The 15,129-nt window shown below is 52.7% G+C and carries 12 protein-coding genes; 8 read left to right on the forward strand and 4 right to left on the reverse strand.

Annotated elements, in window-relative coordinates; genetic code table 11:
* The first annotated feature begins 265 nt into the window (after nucleotides 1-265).
* The gene (gene dnaG / locus ACTH5D_RS03255) at nucleotides 266-2,122 is read left to right on the forward strand and encodes a DNA primase (RefSeq protein WP_441668340.1); all 1,857 of its coding nucleotides are present in this window, start codon (nucleotides 266-268) and stop codon (nucleotides 2,120-2,122) included.
* 222 nt (nucleotides 2,123-2,344) lie between these two features.
* Nucleotides 2,345-4,180: an RNA polymerase sigma factor RpoD gene (gene rpoD, locus ACTH5D_RS03260; protein ID WP_441668342.1), complete on the forward strand. Its 1,836-nt coding sequence runs from the start codon at nucleotides 2,345-2,347 to the stop codon at nucleotides 4,178-4,180.
* Between the two features lie 88 nt (nucleotides 4,181-4,268).
* On the opposite strand, the gene ACTH5D_RS03265 is transcribed toward rpoD, so the two are convergent.
* Entirely contained in the window at nucleotides 4,269-5,840 is a 1,572-nt protein-coding gene (locus tag ACTH5D_RS03265) for an AbgT family transporter (RefSeq protein WP_441668344.1), read from the reverse strand.
* 179 nt (nucleotides 5,841-6,019) lie between these two features.
* Complete coding sequence (locus tag ACTH5D_RS03270; RefSeq protein WP_441668346.1) at nucleotides 6,020-6,667, reverse strand: hypothetical protein; 648 nt, start codon at nucleotides 6,665-6,667, stop codon at nucleotides 6,020-6,022.
* Nucleotides 6,668-6,847: 180 nt separating this feature from the next.
* On the opposite strand from ACTH5D_RS03270, the gene ACTH5D_RS03275 reads away from it, so the two are divergent.
* On the forward strand, nucleotides 6,848-7,690 hold the full coding sequence (locus ACTH5D_RS03275; protein ID WP_441668348.1) for a serine dehydratase beta chain: 843 nt from the start codon (nucleotides 6,848-6,850) through the stop codon (nucleotides 7,688-7,690).
* Here ACTH5D_RS03275 and ACTH5D_RS03280 read toward each other — a convergent pair.
* Nucleotides 7,687-8,583, reverse strand: coding sequence for a LysR family transcriptional regulator (locus tag ACTH5D_RS03280; protein ID WP_441668350.1), 897 nt, complete (start codon nucleotides 8,581-8,583; stop codon nucleotides 7,687-7,689). The two genes, ACTH5D_RS03275 and ACTH5D_RS03280, sit on opposite strands and share 4 nt — an antisense overlap.
* Before the next feature lie 161 nt (nucleotides 8,584-8,744).
* Between ACTH5D_RS03280 and ACTH5D_RS03285 the strand changes: the two genes are divergently transcribed.
* The 3 genes from ACTH5D_RS03285 (at nucleotide 8,745) to mtgA (ending at nucleotide 11,534) form a co-directional block, all read left to right on the forward strand.
* On the forward strand, nucleotides 8,745-9,854 hold the full coding sequence (locus ACTH5D_RS03285; RefSeq protein WP_441668352.1) for an S-(hydroxymethyl)glutathione dehydrogenase/class III alcohol dehydrogenase: 1,110 nt from the start codon (nucleotides 8,745-8,747) through the stop codon (nucleotides 9,852-9,854).
* Between the two features lie 81 nt (nucleotides 9,855-9,935).
* Entirely contained in the window at nucleotides 9,936-10,790 is an 855-nt protein-coding gene (fghA, locus tag ACTH5D_RS03290; protein WP_441668354.1) for an S-formylglutathione hydrolase, read from the forward strand.
* 27 nt (nucleotides 10,791-10,817) lie between these two features.
* Nucleotides 10,818-11,534: a monofunctional biosynthetic peptidoglycan transglycosylase gene (mtgA, locus tag ACTH5D_RS03295; RefSeq protein ID WP_441668356.1), complete on the forward strand. Its 717-nt coding sequence runs from the start codon at nucleotides 10,818-10,820 to the stop codon at nucleotides 11,532-11,534.
* A gap of 11 nt (nucleotides 11,535-11,545) precedes the next feature.
* On the opposite strand, the gene ACTH5D_RS03300 is transcribed toward mtgA, so the two are convergent.
* Entirely contained in the window at nucleotides 11,546-12,418 is an 873-nt protein-coding gene (locus ACTH5D_RS03300; protein WP_441668358.1) for a DMT family transporter, read from the reverse strand.
* A gap of 202 nt (nucleotides 12,419-12,620) precedes the next feature.
* Between ACTH5D_RS03300 and ACTH5D_RS03305 the strand changes: the two genes are divergently transcribed.
* Together ACTH5D_RS03305 and ACTH5D_RS03310 are read left to right on the forward strand one after the other, a co-directional pair.
* On the forward strand, nucleotides 12,621-13,013 hold the full coding sequence (locus tag ACTH5D_RS03305) for a DUF4168 domain-containing protein (protein WP_441668360.1): 393 nt from the start codon (nucleotides 12,621-12,623) through the stop codon (nucleotides 13,011-13,013).
* A gap of 204 nt (nucleotides 13,014-13,217) precedes the next feature.
* On the forward strand, nucleotides 13,218-15,128 hold the full coding sequence (locus ACTH5D_RS03310; RefSeq protein WP_441668362.1) for a DUF294 nucleotidyltransferase-like domain-containing protein: 1,911 nt from the start codon (nucleotides 13,218-13,220) through the stop codon (nucleotides 15,126-15,128).
* Nucleotide 15,129 lies beyond the last annotated feature (1 nt).

Consider the following 15,129-nt stretch of genomic DNA (forward strand, 5'->3'; position numbering starts at 1 on the left):
GAAACTAAGCGTTTCGAACGGCTCTATTGATCCGTACCCGAGGGGGCCGGAGCAGTTAGCTGGTCGTCTCAAGAGGGATGCCAAGCGGCCGCCACTAGGTGGCCGTTTGTTTTTCGGCATATTTAATGCCGTTCATGTCCAACGCTGTTTAAGGTGATCTGGCAGTGGGTCTGATGACCCTAAGCAGTGTCTTAAAAGCTCTGTCTTAAAAGCTCTGTCTCTAATGTCAGCGAATCAGCGCGATGCGCAAGGATGCCCGTAGTTCATGGCAGGCCAAATTCCACAGCGTTTTATTGATGATCTGTTAGGCCGCGTCGATGTGGTTGAGGTGGTCGGTGAGCGTGTGCAGCTTAAAAAGGCCGGCCGTAACTATTCTGGGCTCTGTCCCTTCCATCAAGAGAAAACGCCGTCGTTCACGGTCAGTGCGGATAAGCAGTTTTATCACTGCTTTGGCTGTGGAGCCAATGGTAATGCACTACGCTTCTTGATGGAGTACGACAAGTTACCGTTTCCCGAGGCCATAGAGCAGCTAGCGGGGCGTTTGGGTATTGAGGTGCCCCGCGAGGGGGCTGATGATCCGCGTGCCCAGCAGCGTGAAAAAAAGCGCAAAGAGGGCGTTAACCTGCTTGAGCTCGCCGCGAGTTTTTATCGCGAGCGATTGAAAATGCAGGAAGGTAAGTCGGCCCAGCGTTACTTGTTGGATCGTGGGCTCTCGGACGATGTAATCAAGACCTATGGTATTGGCTATGCCCCGGCGGGATGGGAGGCGCTAAAGCAGCACCTCAGCGAGCGTGGAATTGGTGAGCCTGTTCAGGTGGAATACGGCCTGCTGATTCATCGTGAAGATACTGGGCGTACCTACGATCGTTTTCGCGACCGGGTGATGTTCCCGATTAGGGATTTGCGCGGGCGAACCATTGCTTTCGGCGGCAGGGTCATGGGGGATGATCAGCCCAAGTACCTCAACTCGCCTGAAACGCCGGTGTTTCATAAAGGCCGCGAGCTGTACGGTTTGTTTGAGGCGCGTCAGGCATCGAACAAGCTCGAGCAGCTGGTGATCGTCGAGGGCTACATGGACGTGGTGGCGCTGGCGCAGTACGACATCCATAACGCCGTGGCAACGTTGGGCACTGCTACCACCGAAGATCATTTGACTCGCCTGTTTCGGCTGGTGAGCCGCGTGGTGTTTTGTTTCGATGGTGATCGTGCCGGCCGCCAGGCAGCTAGCCGGGCGCTGGAAACGGCGCTGCCGCAAATGCTCGATGGCCGTGAAGCGCGCTTTTTGTTTTTGCCAGAGGGTGATGACCCCGACTCGTTAGTGCGTCGCGAAGGCACGCAGGCATTCCAAGATCGCGTGACCTGTGCCATGCCGCTGTCGGAGTTTTTGTTCGAACAGGCGGCTCAGGGTCGTGACTTAAATACGGTCGAAGGACGCGAGCGATTTGCCAGTCAAGTGCTGGAAGCATTGAACAAAGTACCCGAAGGGATGCTCAAATCGTTACTGCTTGAGTCGTTGGCCCAGCGCAGCGGGTTGGCTCAAGAGCAACTGAAAGTGTTGCTTGAAAAGCGCGTTCAAATGGCCCAGCAGTATGCGTTGCAGAAAGCACCGCCTGTTGATCCGGCGGAAGAATCAGTGTCATCAGCTGTGCCGAACGTTTCGCATGCAGCGCCTGATCGATCATCGCGCTCACGCTCTCAGGCGCTTTCGCCCGTGGGACGTGTAGTGCAGCTGTTGCTGCATGAGCCTAATTTGGTTGGCGCATTGCCGGATCATTTGGATTGGCTGCCAGAAGATGAGAATGCGCCGCTATGCCAAGAGCTGATTACGCTACTCAAGGCGGGGCGCTATCGCAGTCCGCAGGTGGTATTGGCACATTTTCAAGGTAGCCAGCAGGGGCAGGCGTTGGCTGCCTTCGCTAAACGCGATTTGTTGATCGCAAAAGCGGATCGAGAGGCCGAGCTGAATGGCTTGGTAGAGCACTTGCAGTACATTCATCGCCAGCGTTCTCCGCAGGAGGAGTACGAGGCGTTGCTGGCGCAGGAGCGCGCCGGGCAAAAGTTAGATAAGGAGCAGCGCCAGCGTTTGGCAAGCTTGATAATGGAGCTTGCGCAGCGCCAATAAGGCGGTGTTTTAAGCGATAGGGGTTGAATTCTTACCGTTTCAGCACCAGATATGAGGTCAGCTTAGCGCTGGCCTAACCGAACAACCTAACACACCTGAATGGTTGCGCAAATACGTTTTGCTGGAAAAAACCGGCTATTTACGCTATACTACGTCGCTTGTTGAGTTTAATCGATTCAGCGCTCCAGGTGTTTCATTCTTCTTCGTCGAGATAGGGTTTCTATGGCTGGAAATGCGCAGCAGCAGACACGTCTGAAGGAGTTGATCGCACGCGGTAAGGAACAGGGCTACCTGACCTATGCCGAGGTCAACGACCATCTACCCGAGGATATTGCCGACCCGGATCAAGTGGAAGAAATCATTGGCATGATCAACGACATGGGTATAAGTGTCGCTGAAGAAGCGCCTGATGAAGACACTTTGATGATGTCGGATCATTCTGCGGACGAGTCCGCTGCGGAAGAAGCCGTAGCCGCGCTCGCCGCTGTTGATAGCGACGTGGGCCGCACCACTGACCCCGTGCGCATGTACATGCGTGAAATGGGGACGGTTGAGCTTTTGACCCGTGAAGGCGAAATTGCAATCGCGAAGCGGATCGAAGAGGGTACCCGTGAAGTGATGTCGTCCCTGGCGTATTTGCCGGGAGCCGTCGCCTCTATTCTGAATGCCTATGATGCCACTCAGGATGAAGAAGCCCCAGGGCGACTTTCGGACCTGTTTTCTGGTTTCATCGATCCTGATGAAGGTATTCCAGGCGTTGCCGAAGCCGAAGTGCCTGAGCCTGAGCCTGAGCCCGAGATTGAAGAGGGGGCTGAAGGCGAGGACGACTCTACGGCTAGCGAAGGCGGTCCGGACCCTGAAGAAGCGCGTGCGCGTTTCGAGCAGATCCGTGAGCAGAATGCCCTCGTTGAAGCCGCTTTTACTAAGCATGGCCGCGGTAGCGCCGAGCTGAAGTCAGAGCAGACGCGTTTGGCCGTATTGTTTTCACCCATCAAACTGGTACCCAAGCATTTTGAGCGCCTAGTGGGCCAAGTGCGTATCAGTGTTGAGCAAGTTCGCGCCCAAGAAAAAGCGGTGATGCAGCTGTGTGTGAAAAAAGCCAAAGTACCGCGCAAAACGTTTATCAAGTCGTTTCCTGGTAACGAGTCGCGTAAAACGTGGCTGGATGACTTTCAGGCAGCGCAGAGCAAATACGCTGATCGCCTTGAGCCGCTGCGCGCCGATATCGCCCGTGCTCAGCGCAAAATCGCCTTTGAAGAGGACATGGTGCAACTTTCCGTTGCCGACCTTAAAGAGGTGAACCGCAAGCTCTCTATTGGTGAGGCAAAAGCTCGTCGCGCTAAGAAAGAGATGGTTGAGGCCAACCTGCGCTTGGTGATCTCGATTGCTAAGAAGTACACCAACCGTGGTTTGCAGTTCTTGGATTTGATCCAAGAAGGCAATATCGGCTTGATGAAAGCGGTCGATAAATTCGAATATCGTCGCGGCTATAAGTTCTCGACCTACGCCACGTGGTGGATTCGTCAGGCGATTACTCGTTCAATTGCCGATCAGGCGCGCACCATTCGTATTCCGGTGCATATGATTGAAACGATTAACAAGCTTAATCGCGTGTCGCGTCAGATGCTGCAGGAAATGGGCCGTGAGCCGACGCCGGAAGAGCTTGGCGAACGCCTAGAAATGCCGGAAGACAAGGTGCGTAAGGTACTCAAAATCGCTAAAGAGCCGATCTCCATGGAGACGCCGATTGGTGATGATGATGACTCGCATCTGGGCGACTTTATCGAAGACGGCACTATGTTGCTGCCTATTGATATGGCAACCGGTGAAGGCTTGATCGAAGCGACCCGCAACGTGCTTGGCGGCTTGACCGCTCGCGAAGCGAAAGTGCTGCGCATGCGTTTTGGTATTGATATGAATACCGACCATACGCTTGAAGAGGTGGGCAAGCAGTTTGACGTAACGCGTGAGCGAATTCGTCAAATCGAGGCCAAAGCGCTGCGTAAGCTGCGTCATCCTAGCCGTTCTGAGCCGCTGCGTTCATTCCTTGATGAGTGAAGCAGTCAATAAACGCTAAGTAGTCGTTAAGATAAAAAGCCCGTCGTTCATTGAACGACGGGCTTTTTGCGTTCTGTCGCCTAAGTGCTTATAGCGTGTAATAGGTGGCTGAGCCGGGGCCAACGGGCAGACCTAATAAGAAAACCCAGACAAAGAACAGCAGACTCCAGCCAATCAGCATAAAGAGCGTATAGGGCAGCATTATGGCGATCAGTGTTCCGATACCTAAGTCTTTACGATAGCGTGCCGCAATCGCCATGATTAATCCGAAATAGCTCATCATGGGCGTAATCAGATTGGTCACTGAGTCGCCGATCCGGTAGGCGGCTTGAATCACTTCTGGCGCATAGCCCATCAGCATTAGCATCGGCACAAAGATAGGTGCCGTTACGGCCCACTGAGCAGATGCGCTACCAAGCGATAGGTTGATAATCGCACACATCACAATGAACAAGGCAAATAAGCCTGGCCCGCTTAAACCAAGCGATTCTAATAGGCTTGCTCCCGCGACGGCGGTGACGGTGCCAAAATTACTCCAGTTGAATAGCGCCACAAACTGAGCGGCAAAAAACACCAGGACAATATACAGACCGAGGCTGCTCATGCTCTTAGCCATGGCGTTTACGATATCGCGATCATTATGCATAGTGCCAGCAAGCCGACCGTAAACGAAGCCGAGGACGGTGAATAGAACCGCCACAATAACCACAATGCCGCGTAAGAAAGGCGAGCCGCTGACAAGGCCTGTTTCCGGGTCGCGTAGAATCCCGTTCTCAGGGGCTATGGTGGCAACAAGCAGCGCAACAATCACCAGCATCGCTAAACCAGTGCCTTTCAAGGCTCGTTTTTCAGTGCTGGATAGTCCTTCCATACGCTGCTGGTCGATGTCATCTTCAGCGTAAGCAGGATCAAATTTACCTAGTTTTGGCTCCACAATGTACTCGGTCACCAGACCACCAATGATGGTGACAAAGAAGGTGCTGACGGACATAAAGAACCAGTTAGCCTCGGCGCCGACCATATAGGTTGGGTCTAACAGATGCGCGGCTTCTTGTGTAATCCCAGATAGCAACGGGTCAACCGTGCCGATGAGCAGGTTGGCACTATAGCCTCCGGAGACACCGCAGAATGCCGCTGCCAAGCCAGCCAGCGGGTGGCGTCCTAACGAGTGGAAAATCATGGCGGCCAGAGGGATCAGCACCACGTAGCCAAGCTCTGAGGCGGTGTTGGACATAATGCCCGCAAAGACCACGGCGTAGGTAACAATGCGCGGTGAGCGGTTAAGTACTAAGGCTCGCATGCTGGCGGAAAGCAGTCCCGAGTGTTCGGCCACGCCAACGCCCAGCATGGCCACGAGTACCGTGCCCAGTGGGGCAAACCCGGTAAAGTTAGTCACCATGTCGGTGATTAGACGGCGCAGGCCTTCGGCATTAAGCAATGAGTTGACCGCAATCCACTCTCCCTCATTGGCGGGCCTGGGGTCGGCCACCGAGACGCCCAGTGCCGCGGCAATTCCGCTAGCCACTACGACCAGTACGCACAGTATCGCAAAGAGCGTGACAGGGTGAGGCAGCAGATTACCTAGCCACTCGATACTATCTAAAAAACGCGTAAAAAAGCTTCGTTGCAGGTTGTTTCTATCATTTTCGGTTTTATTCATAAGGTTTATATCGTCAATGTGGGTTTTTTTAGTAAAGACGTGCCGAAATAGCCTAGCGAACGACACTACGTTGAAGCGTCGCGGCTCGCAAATGGCTTTTTGCATGACGAGATTTGAAAAATGAAACGCCGCCAGTGGAAAAGCCCAGGGCGGCGTTTAGAAACGGAGGACGAAAGCCGTTAGTTCGGTACGTGGCGCGCTTTATAAATGCGGCGGGCAAGCAGCAGTAGCTCAAGCGTGGCAAATAAAATTAAGCTGTAACCTAGCAGCTCCACTACTTCTTCTGCTATGTCTTTAAAGTCGCGAATGTAGTTATCTTCAAGTACGGCGCGCCAAAAAATTTGCCGCCCATAGAGGCGTGAAAACACATAAGTAGTGAGCAGCCCGGCGGCAAACAGCCCGAAGGAAAACGTGTTGCTGTAGTAAATGAACTCTTCCATAAAGCGGCGGCGTTGAATGTACACCCACGCAATAGAAGGGATGACGATGAGCGATACCACAACCTTCCACGCATCATGGCCCACATATTCATCAAAAAAATAGTCCTGTTCGCGTACCAGCGAAGCTGCAATAAACGCGAATAAAAGCAGCGTCACCGTTGGCCATACTTTTAGCACCTGGCGCACGTAAAGCAATATCAGGCAGCAGGTCGCCAGAATGATCGTTTGCGTAAACTCGGTGAACCCCAGCTCGGTAAAACGTACCGAGGGAAGATAGATCGCTTCTAGATAAGCGCCGTGAGCGATGGCGCCAATAAACAACACATAAAGGGTCGCACGTAGCAGGGTCGTACGAAAATCGATGGGCAAAGCGGGAAGGGAAGACATACGACATCCTTATCTAGAAGAAGCGCATTGCAAAACAAACATGCATGGTTGAATGTTCATTATATCGTCACACTTATTTGCTTGCACGTCGGTATTTCGGTTAATCACTCGACGTTTGCTGGTTTGCTCTGCAAAGTATCTTACCGGTAAGCAATAACGCCCTTGCGAGGCGCATCAGCTATGGCTATCAGTGTATTTGATCTTTTCCGAATTGGTATTGGTCCTTCAAGCTCACATACCGTAGGGCCTATGCGTGCAGCGCGAGATTTTGCCTTAGCACTGAGTCAGCAAACCGCGGTGACTCGGCTCGTTGTTAGGCTACGCGGATCGCTGGCTGCTACCGGAATCGGCCATGGTGCAGATCGCGCCGTTATTATGGGACTGATGGGCGAAGTGCCTGAAAGCATTGATCCTGACAGCATTGATGTGCGGCTGAATGCTATCGATGAAGGTGCGCTTTTGATACTTGCCAACGGGCAGCAGGTCGCTTTCTCGCGCGCCGATGATGTGCAGTGGGATGAGGCCTGCCTGCCATTTCATCCTAACGCGATGATTTTAAGCGCTTACTGCGATGACGCGCGGGTAGCGACTAATACGTTCTATTCTCTAGGCGGCGGCTTTTATGTCGATCAGGCGAAAGCGGATCAAGGTGAGGTTGGAGAAGACAGTACGGCGCTGACTTATCCTTTTAATACAGCCGCTGAGCTGCTTAGCCTGTGTCATCAGCATCAGCTGCGCATTAGCCAGCTAATGCTCGCGAACGAAAAAGCCTGGCGTAGCGAGGCGGCTATTCGTCAGGAGCTGCTGAGCATTTGGCACGCCATGAGAGACAGCATTGAGCGCAATGCGATAGCATCCGTCAAGGCGATCAACGCCGCGCGTATGGCGATGCACGGTGACGGTGAGCACTTTATATCGCTCGATAAAGTGATCCGGACGATGCGTGATACGGGCCGTGATATGCAGGACAAATATAAAGAAACGTCGAAAGGTGGGCTCGCGGTTAACGTGATTGAGTGCTAAATAGGCGCATGGCGCGGCAGCGTAGTGTCGATATTGGCCACCAGATAATCAACCATTTGGCGGATCTTAGGCGATAGGTGACGATGGCGGGGATACACCGCCCATACCGCGGTATCGTGGTGTTGAAAAGGCTCAAGCACCGCTATCAGTTCGCCGCTGGCAAGGTAAGGTGCAACGTAATAGTCGGGTAACTGTGCAAGCCCCAGCCCCTTGCGGGCGGCATCAAGTAGGGCGGGGCCGGAGTTGCCTGTCCAGCGGCCTTCGATGCGCACTTCGCGGCGCTGGCCGTTCATATCAAATAGCCAGTTAGGCCGCGAGCCAATCAGGCAGCGGTGCTGGCTTAGCTCCCCCAGCGTATGAGGGCGGGGTGCTTGGCGAAAATATTCCTTCGAGCCGACGATGTATTCGCGCCGGTCGCACAGGCGCCTAGCGATCAAGCTAGAGTCCTTTAATACCCCCATCCGAATCGCAATATCGTACCCCTCATCAATCAGCTCGACCGGGCGATTAGTAAAGTGCATGTGAATGTCGAGCTGTAGATGTAGGCGCTGAAAGTCGTTAACCAGCGGGGCGATAAAGCGCTCGCCAAAGGTAGTGGCTGAGGTGAGTTTAAGTAGCCCGTTGGGCGTGGCCTGGAGCTCGCTAATCGCTTGCTCGGCATCGCGTAGCCCGTCAAACAGATGACGACAGTGCTCAACGTAGATAGCCCCGGCATCGGTCAAGCGAATTTGCCGCGTAGTGCGATACAGTAACTGCACGCCCAGCTGATTCTCTAGCTGGCTGACTAAACGGCTAATGTGAGAGGTCGATACGTTTAGATGCCGAGCAGCGGCAGAAAATGTGCCCAATCGCACTACTTCCACAAATGCTTCGATGCGACTCCAGTGCTGCATGCTATTTCCTTGCCTTAACGATGATTGTTGCTGTGTGGCAATAATCTTATGAGTATATCCCGGTTTATCAAGGCCTCCCAGCTGATCTACACTGCAACCACACCAATTACGTCAAACAGACAGGCATTGCCTGCTGTTGACGATGCATTAGGAGTTAGTCAATGAAGTCACGCGCAGCTGTTGCATTGGAAGCGGGCAAGCCGCTTGAACTAGTGGAAATTGATGTACAAGGCCCTAAAGCGGGCGAAGTGCTGGTGAAAATGGCAGCGACAAGCGTTTGCCATACTGATGCTTACACGCTTTCTGGTGCTGATCCAGAAGGTAATTTCCCCGCCGTGCTTGGCCACGAAGGTGCCGGTGTGGTTCAAGAAGTTGGCGAGGGCGTTACGAGCCTTAAGCCGGGCGATCATGTTATTCCGCTTTACACCGCCGAGTGCGGCAAGTGTAAATTCTGCTTGTCGGGTAAAACTAACCTGTGTGGCAGCGTACGTGCCACCCAAGGTAAAGGCGTAATGCCTGACGGCACCTCGCGTTTTTCGCTAGATGGCAAGATGCTTCATCACTACATGGGCACCTCAACTTTTAGTGAATACACAGTATTGCCCGAGGTTTCTCTGGCAGCGATATCTAAAGAAGCCCCCATGGGTAAAATCTGTCTGCTGGGCTGTGGTGTGACTACCGGCATCGGTGCGGTACTGAATACCGCCAAGGTGGAACCGGGCGCTACGGTGGCAGTCTTTGGCCTGGGTGCTATCGGTCTAGCCGTTATTCAAGGTGCGGTGATGGCTAAAGCCGGGCGTATCATTGCTATCGACGTTAACGCTGACAAGTTTGAGCTGGCCAAGCAGTTTGGCGCCACGGACTGTGTGAATCCTAAAGATTACGCCGATTCTATCCAGCAGGTGATTGTCGATTTGACCGACGGAGGGGTCGACTATTCCTTTGAGTGTATCGGCAACGTCAATGTGATGCGTTCAGCGCTTGAGTGCTGCCATAAGGGATGGGGCGAATCGATTGTGATTGGTGTCGCTGGGGCCGGTGAAGAGATCTCCACACGGCCTTTCCAACTGGTGACCGGGCGTGTCTGGAAGGGTTCTGCCTTTGGTGGCGTTAAGGGTCGCAGTGAGCTGCCCGGTTATGTTGAGCGCTATATGAACGGCGAGATCAATATCGATGACTTTATTACCCACGATATGCCGTTCGAGAAAATCAACGAAGCATTTGAATTACTGCATGCGGGTAAGAGCATTCGTACCGTGTTGCATTACTGAGTATCATTACACTATCGCTAGCATGTTTAAAACGCGGTGGGGGAGACCTCCCGCGTTTGCTGCATTTAGAGGAACCTGCCCATGAGCATGAGTGAAACTTTAGAACTGGTGTCCGCCAACCGTAGTTTCGGTGGCTGGCATAAGCGCTACCGCCACTACTCCCGCGCACTGGACTGCGACATGATTTTTGCGGTTTACCTACCGCCTCAGGCCGAAAATGATCGTGTGCCTATGCTTTGGTGGCTCTCTGGGCTGACGTGCAATGATGAAAATTTCATGCAGAAGTCGGGCGCTCATCGCGTGGCAGCCGAACTAGGTGTTGCTATTGTTTGCCCCGATACCAGCCCACGAGGCACTGATCTGCCCGGCGAACATGAAAACTACGATTTAGGTTCAGGCGCGGGCTTTTATGTGAATGCAACCGAAGCGCCGTGGAAACCTCACTATCGAATGTACGATTATGTAGTGGAAGAGCTGCCTTCTGTTGTACGCCAACACTTTCCGGTCAATGGGCGCGAATCGATTAGCGGCCACTCTATGGGTGGGCACGGGGCGCTAATTCTTGCGTTACGTCATCCTGGGCGCTTTCGTTCAGTCTCGGCGTTTTCGCCGCTTGTTAATCCGATGAACTGCCCGTGGGGCCAGCAAGCGTTTACTGCCTACCTGGGCGAGGACCAGTCACGCTGGCGCCAGTATGATGCTTGCGAACTTGTGGCTAACGGCGCATCGCGCCAGCGTCTGTTTATCGACCAAGGAGAAGCGGATCAATTCCTGGAAGAGCAGTTGCAGCCAGAGCGTTTAGAGGCCGTTTGCGAGGAGCACGACCACCCTCTAACGCTGCGCCGTCAACCTGGCTATGATCACAGCTACTTTTTCATTGCCTCGTTTATTGAGGACCATCTGCGCTATCATGCAGACCACCTCATGAAGCGTTAAGACCTGAATTAATAATAGGATAACGGGATGCTCAATCGCTTGCTGCGTCGTTTCATGCGTCTGCTATGGCGTTTTGTATGGCGCGGCGTTCTAGCGTTTGCGTTTCTCTCAGTGGCCATTGTGCTGCTTTTTAGCCTGGTCCCCCCGCCGGGATCGATGGTCATGGTCGAACGCAAAGTGCAGAGTTGGATTAACAGCGAGCCAATTCGCCTACAGCGGCAGTGGCGCGACTGGGACTCGCTTTCTACGAATGCCAAGCTGGCCGTTATTGCCGCAGAAGATCAGCGTTTCCCTCATCACGGTGGGTTTGATTTAGTGGAACTGCGGCGGGCATTGCAGGCTAGCCAAGACGGTGGGCGGCTGCGTGGCGCTAGTACGCTTAGCCAACAAACGGCCAAAAACGTTTTTCTATGGACGGGGCGAAGCTGGGCGCGAAAAGGCTTAGAGGCGTGGTTTACGCTGCTGATTGAAACGCTATGGAGCAAACAACGCATTTTGGAGGTATATCTTAACGTGGCCGAATGGGATAGCGGTGTGTTTGGTTTAGAGGCGGCTTCTCAGCATTATTTTGGCGTTTCTGGCAACAGCCTTACGGAGCGGCAAGCAAGCCTGCTTGCCGCTATTTTACCCAGTCCTCGTACGCGTAGCGCTGCCCGCCCAGACGCCCAGGTTGAACGGCGCAGCCAGTGGATACGCCAGCAAATGCGTAATTTAGGTGGCCCAGGCTATCTAAATAATCTGTAAATGTTTTGCCGCTATGTCGCCTTGTCTCTGGGTTTTCGAACCACCATGACTACGCCGGTCAAGGCAATCAGCATGCCTCCCAGCCCTAGCAGTGGGAGGCGTTCGTCAAATAGCCACCACGCTTGAAGCGCCGTGACCGGTGGGACCAGGTAAAAAAGGCTCGCTACCCGCGAGGCTTCGCCCTTTTTTATCAATGCCATGAGCAGCAAAACTGCAGCGACTGAAAGAATCAGCACCAGCCATCCCAGCGTCAGTGCAAAGGTGATCGTCCATTCAACCTTGCGCGTTTCAAACAACAGTGCTCCACATCCCAGCAACCCCCCTGCTGCCAAATATTGAATCACAGCTCCTGACAGCAACGACATACTGGTGCAGTAGCGTTTCTGATACAGCGTGCCCACAGAAATGCCTATTAAAGCGGTCGTCACACACAGTAAGGCGCTTATGCCGAAGCCATCGAACAGCGACTCGCCAATTTCAAGCTTACTGCCCAGTACTAAGACGATGCCGACTAATCCCAGCATTAATCCTAGCCACTGGCGTCGACTAAGCCGTTCGCCCAAGAGCGGGCCCGCAAACGTTGCGGTCAGTAGCGGCTGAAGGCCGACAAGAAGAGCTGCAAGGCCCGCGGGCATGCCTAAACTAATGCCATAAAAAACGCCGCCTAAGTAGGCACCGTGGACCAAGCAACCGGCTATCGCGATATGCATCCATAGCATCGGTGATGATGGCCAGGGAATACGCATCGCCACGACGAGGGAAGTTAGCAGTAATAGTGTTAGGACAAAACGAATAAACAAAAACGTAAAAGGTTCGGCATAGGGAAGACCGAATTTCGCGCCAATGAAACCAGTACTCCATAGCAGCACAAAAAGAATGGGCATGGCCGCAAGCCCTAACGAGGCTCGGTATTTTTTTGCAAGTTATTGAAATTAATCACTATAGTTTTCCTGGAAGGTGAGTGTTAGCGTGCATAAGTTACTTATCGTTCTTTTTGTTACTAACTTTTACATCATAAATTGAACCTGCTTGGATACGACGCGTCACAGTTGGCACATCCATAACGTGTGAATGAGGTTTCTTATTATGCAACGTATAACTGCTCTGTTCTCTGCTGCCCTACTTGCCACTGGTCTGGTGGCGACTACTGCCCACGCCCAGCAAGAGCAAGATCCAGCGCAAGATCCGATGGCGACACAGCAAGCAGCACCAGCCCAGGATTTCTCTGATGATCAGCTCCAGCAGTTTGCCGATGCTTCTCAAGAAATTGCGGTAGTTTCGCAAGAGTACACTCAGCGTCTGCAGGAAACGGAAGATGAATCAGCGCAGCAGGAGGTGCGCACTGAAGCCAACGACCGAATGATTGAAGTGGTCGAAGACAGCGGCCTAGATGTTGATACCTTCAATGCTATTGGTCAATCCATTCAGCAAGATCCAGAGATGATGCAGCGCGTTCAAGAAATGGCTGGTCAACCATAAGATCGATGATCGATATCCGCTGGCATTATTTGATTTGATTCGCAAAAATTAATGTCAATGCGGCCTTAGCTACTCAAAGCCCGGTGCTCTCAGTACCGGGCTTTTTGCTGTTAACTGTTTTTATTATGTGCACAGGGTTTACGTCCAGGGGCCACCCCTACACAATTCATCTTAACTTTTGAACGTTACGCTCTAGGAGATTCCATGGACGTTGAGCTGTTAGAAATACGCCAGCATATGGGGCGGTTCCCGCCTTTCGACGGCCTATCGGATGATCTTCTTGATACCATTGCCGAACAGGTGGAAGTCAGCTACTTCAAAAATGGCAGCGCTATTTTAGTGCTTAATGAGACGCTCAATGATTTGTGCTATATCCGTAGCGGCGCTGTAGAAGTCTACCGTAGCAAAGGAGAGTTACATAACCGCTTGGGTGAAGGCGATATTTTTGGTCACTTTAGCCTGCTGCGCAATCACAAGGTGCGTTTCCCCGCAGAGGCTATAGAAGATACGTTAATCTATTTTATTCCTGATGCGGTGTTCCAGCGGTTATGTGAAGATGACGATAATTTCGCCGACTTTGTAGAACTCGAGCGACCAAGGCTAGAAACGATCGCTGAGCAGCAAAAAAAATCCAACGATATGATGGTCACGCGGATACGCAAGCTGCTTACCCGGTCTCCGGTAATGGTTGAAACGTCGACCAGCGTCCAACTTGCCGCACAGCAGATGAGTGAAGCGCAGGCCTCTGCTCTACTCGTCATCAAAGAGGGCAGTGATAACCCGCGGTTCAGCTTTCAAGATAGCAAAGGTCGAACCTGGCAAATGTGTGGCATTCTGACCGATAGCGATTTTCGTACCCGCGTGGTGGCTGAAGGCCTATCGCCGCAAACGCCAGTAGGCGAGGTGATTTCCTCACGGCTCATCACCGTTCAATCCGACGCTTCTGTTAATGAAGCGATGCTAACAATGCTGCGTAATAACGTGCACCACTTGCCAGTGCTGTATCGTCAGCGGCCCGTAGGCGTCGTGCATTTATCCGATATTATCCGCTATGAAACACACAGTGGCCTCTATTTGGTTAGCAATATCTTTAACCAATCAAGCGTGCAGGGACTTGCCCGTTTAGCGTCGGATGTCAGGGCCGCGTTTGTGCGTATGGTGCAAGAGGGAGCTAACTCACAGATGGTCGGTAGCGCACTCTCAACGGTTGGGCGTAGTTTTACAAGGCGATTGTTGGAAATGGCTGAAGCCGAGCTTGGACCTCCGCCCGTGCCCTATTGTTTTATGGTCAATGGCTCTATGGCGCGCAATGAACAGAGCATTGTCACTGATCAGGATAATGCGCTGATCCTTTCAGATGAGTTTAACCCTGAGGAGCACGATGCGTATTTTCTCGCGATGGCAAACATTGTCAGCGATGGTCTAGATGCCTGTGGCTATACCTATTGCAAAGGCGATGTTATGGCCACCAATACGCAATGGCGTCAGCCGCTGAGTGTTTGGAAACGTTACTTCCAAGATTGGATGGCTAATCCTACGCCGGAAAGACTGCTGCATAGCTCGATTTTCTTCGATCTGGATAGCTGCTATGGCGAGGATCACTATGTGGAAGCGTTGCAAGACCAGATTGCCCTGATGGCGCCTAAATCGCCTCTCTTCTTAGCCGCCATGGCGCGTAATGCGTTAAATCGCACACCGCCACTGGGGTTTTTTCGCACTTTTGTGATGGAGCAAGATGGCAAGCACAATAACTCTATCAACCTTAAGCGGCGAGGCACGGCGCCGATGGTAGATTTGGTGAGGATACATGCCTTGGCCTGTGGTTCTAAGGCGCAAAACTCGTTTCAGCGTTTGAATGACATCAGTCATACGCAGCTATTGGCGACCGGTATGAGCGAAAAGCTGAGCTACGCGTTTGAGTTTTTATGCATGTCACGACTACGCCATCAGATGATTGATCTTCAAGAGGACCGTCTGCCCGATAACAATATCGAGCCAGAAAATGTTGAAGATAGCGAACGTCACACATTGAAGGATGCTTTCCAAGTGCTCAGTAACGCACAGAAGTTTTTAAAATTCCGCTATCCGATGCCCGCCCAGCGGCAGGGGCGCTAGG

This window comes from Halomonas sp., assembly GCF_052095695.1.
Lineage (GTDB): Bacteria > Pseudomonadota > Gammaproteobacteria > Pseudomonadales > Halomonadaceae > Vreelandella.

Coding starts and splice junctions, on each gene's coding strand:
- fghA (WP_441668354.1), top strand. CDS start 9,936: ATGAGCATGAGTGAAACTTTAGAACTGGTGTCCGCCAACCGTAGTTTC.
- dnaG (WP_441668340.1), top strand. CDS start 266: ATGGCAGGCCAAATTCCACAGCGTTTTATTGATGATCTGTTAGGCCGC.
- ACTH5D_RS03305 (WP_441668360.1), top strand. CDS start 12,621: ATGCAACGTATAACTGCTCTGTTCTCTGCTGCCCTACTTGCCACTGGT.
- ACTH5D_RS03280 (WP_441668350.1), bottom strand. CDS start 8,583: ATGCAGCACTGGAGTCGCATCGAAGCATTTGTGGAAGTAGTGCGATTG.
- ACTH5D_RS03270 (WP_441668346.1), bottom strand. CDS start 6,667: ATGTCTTCCCTTCCCGCTTTGCCCATCGATTTTCGTACGACCCTGCTA.
- mtgA (WP_441668356.1), top strand. CDS start 10,818: ATGCTCAATCGCTTGCTGCGTCGTTTCATGCGTCTGCTATGGCGTTTT.
- ACTH5D_RS03285 (WP_441668352.1), top strand. CDS start 8,745: ATGAAGTCACGCGCAGCTGTTGCATTGGAAGCGGGCAAGCCGCTTGAA.
- ACTH5D_RS03300 (WP_441668358.1), bottom strand. CDS start 12,418: ATGCCCATTCTTTTTGTGCTGCTATGGAGTACTGGTTTCATTGGCGCG.
- ACTH5D_RS03275 (WP_441668348.1), top strand. CDS start 6,848: ATGGCTATCAGTGTATTTGATCTTTTCCGAATTGGTATTGGTCCTTCA.
- rpoD (WP_441668342.1), top strand. CDS start 2,345: ATGGCTGGAAATGCGCAGCAGCAGACACGTCTGAAGGAGTTGATCGCA.
- ACTH5D_RS03265 (WP_441668344.1), bottom strand. CDS start 5,840: ATGAATAAAACCGAAAATGATAGAAACAACCTGCAACGAAGCTTTTTT.
- ACTH5D_RS03310 (WP_441668362.1), top strand. CDS start 13,218: ATGGACGTTGAGCTGTTAGAAATACGCCAGCATATGGGGCGGTTCCCG.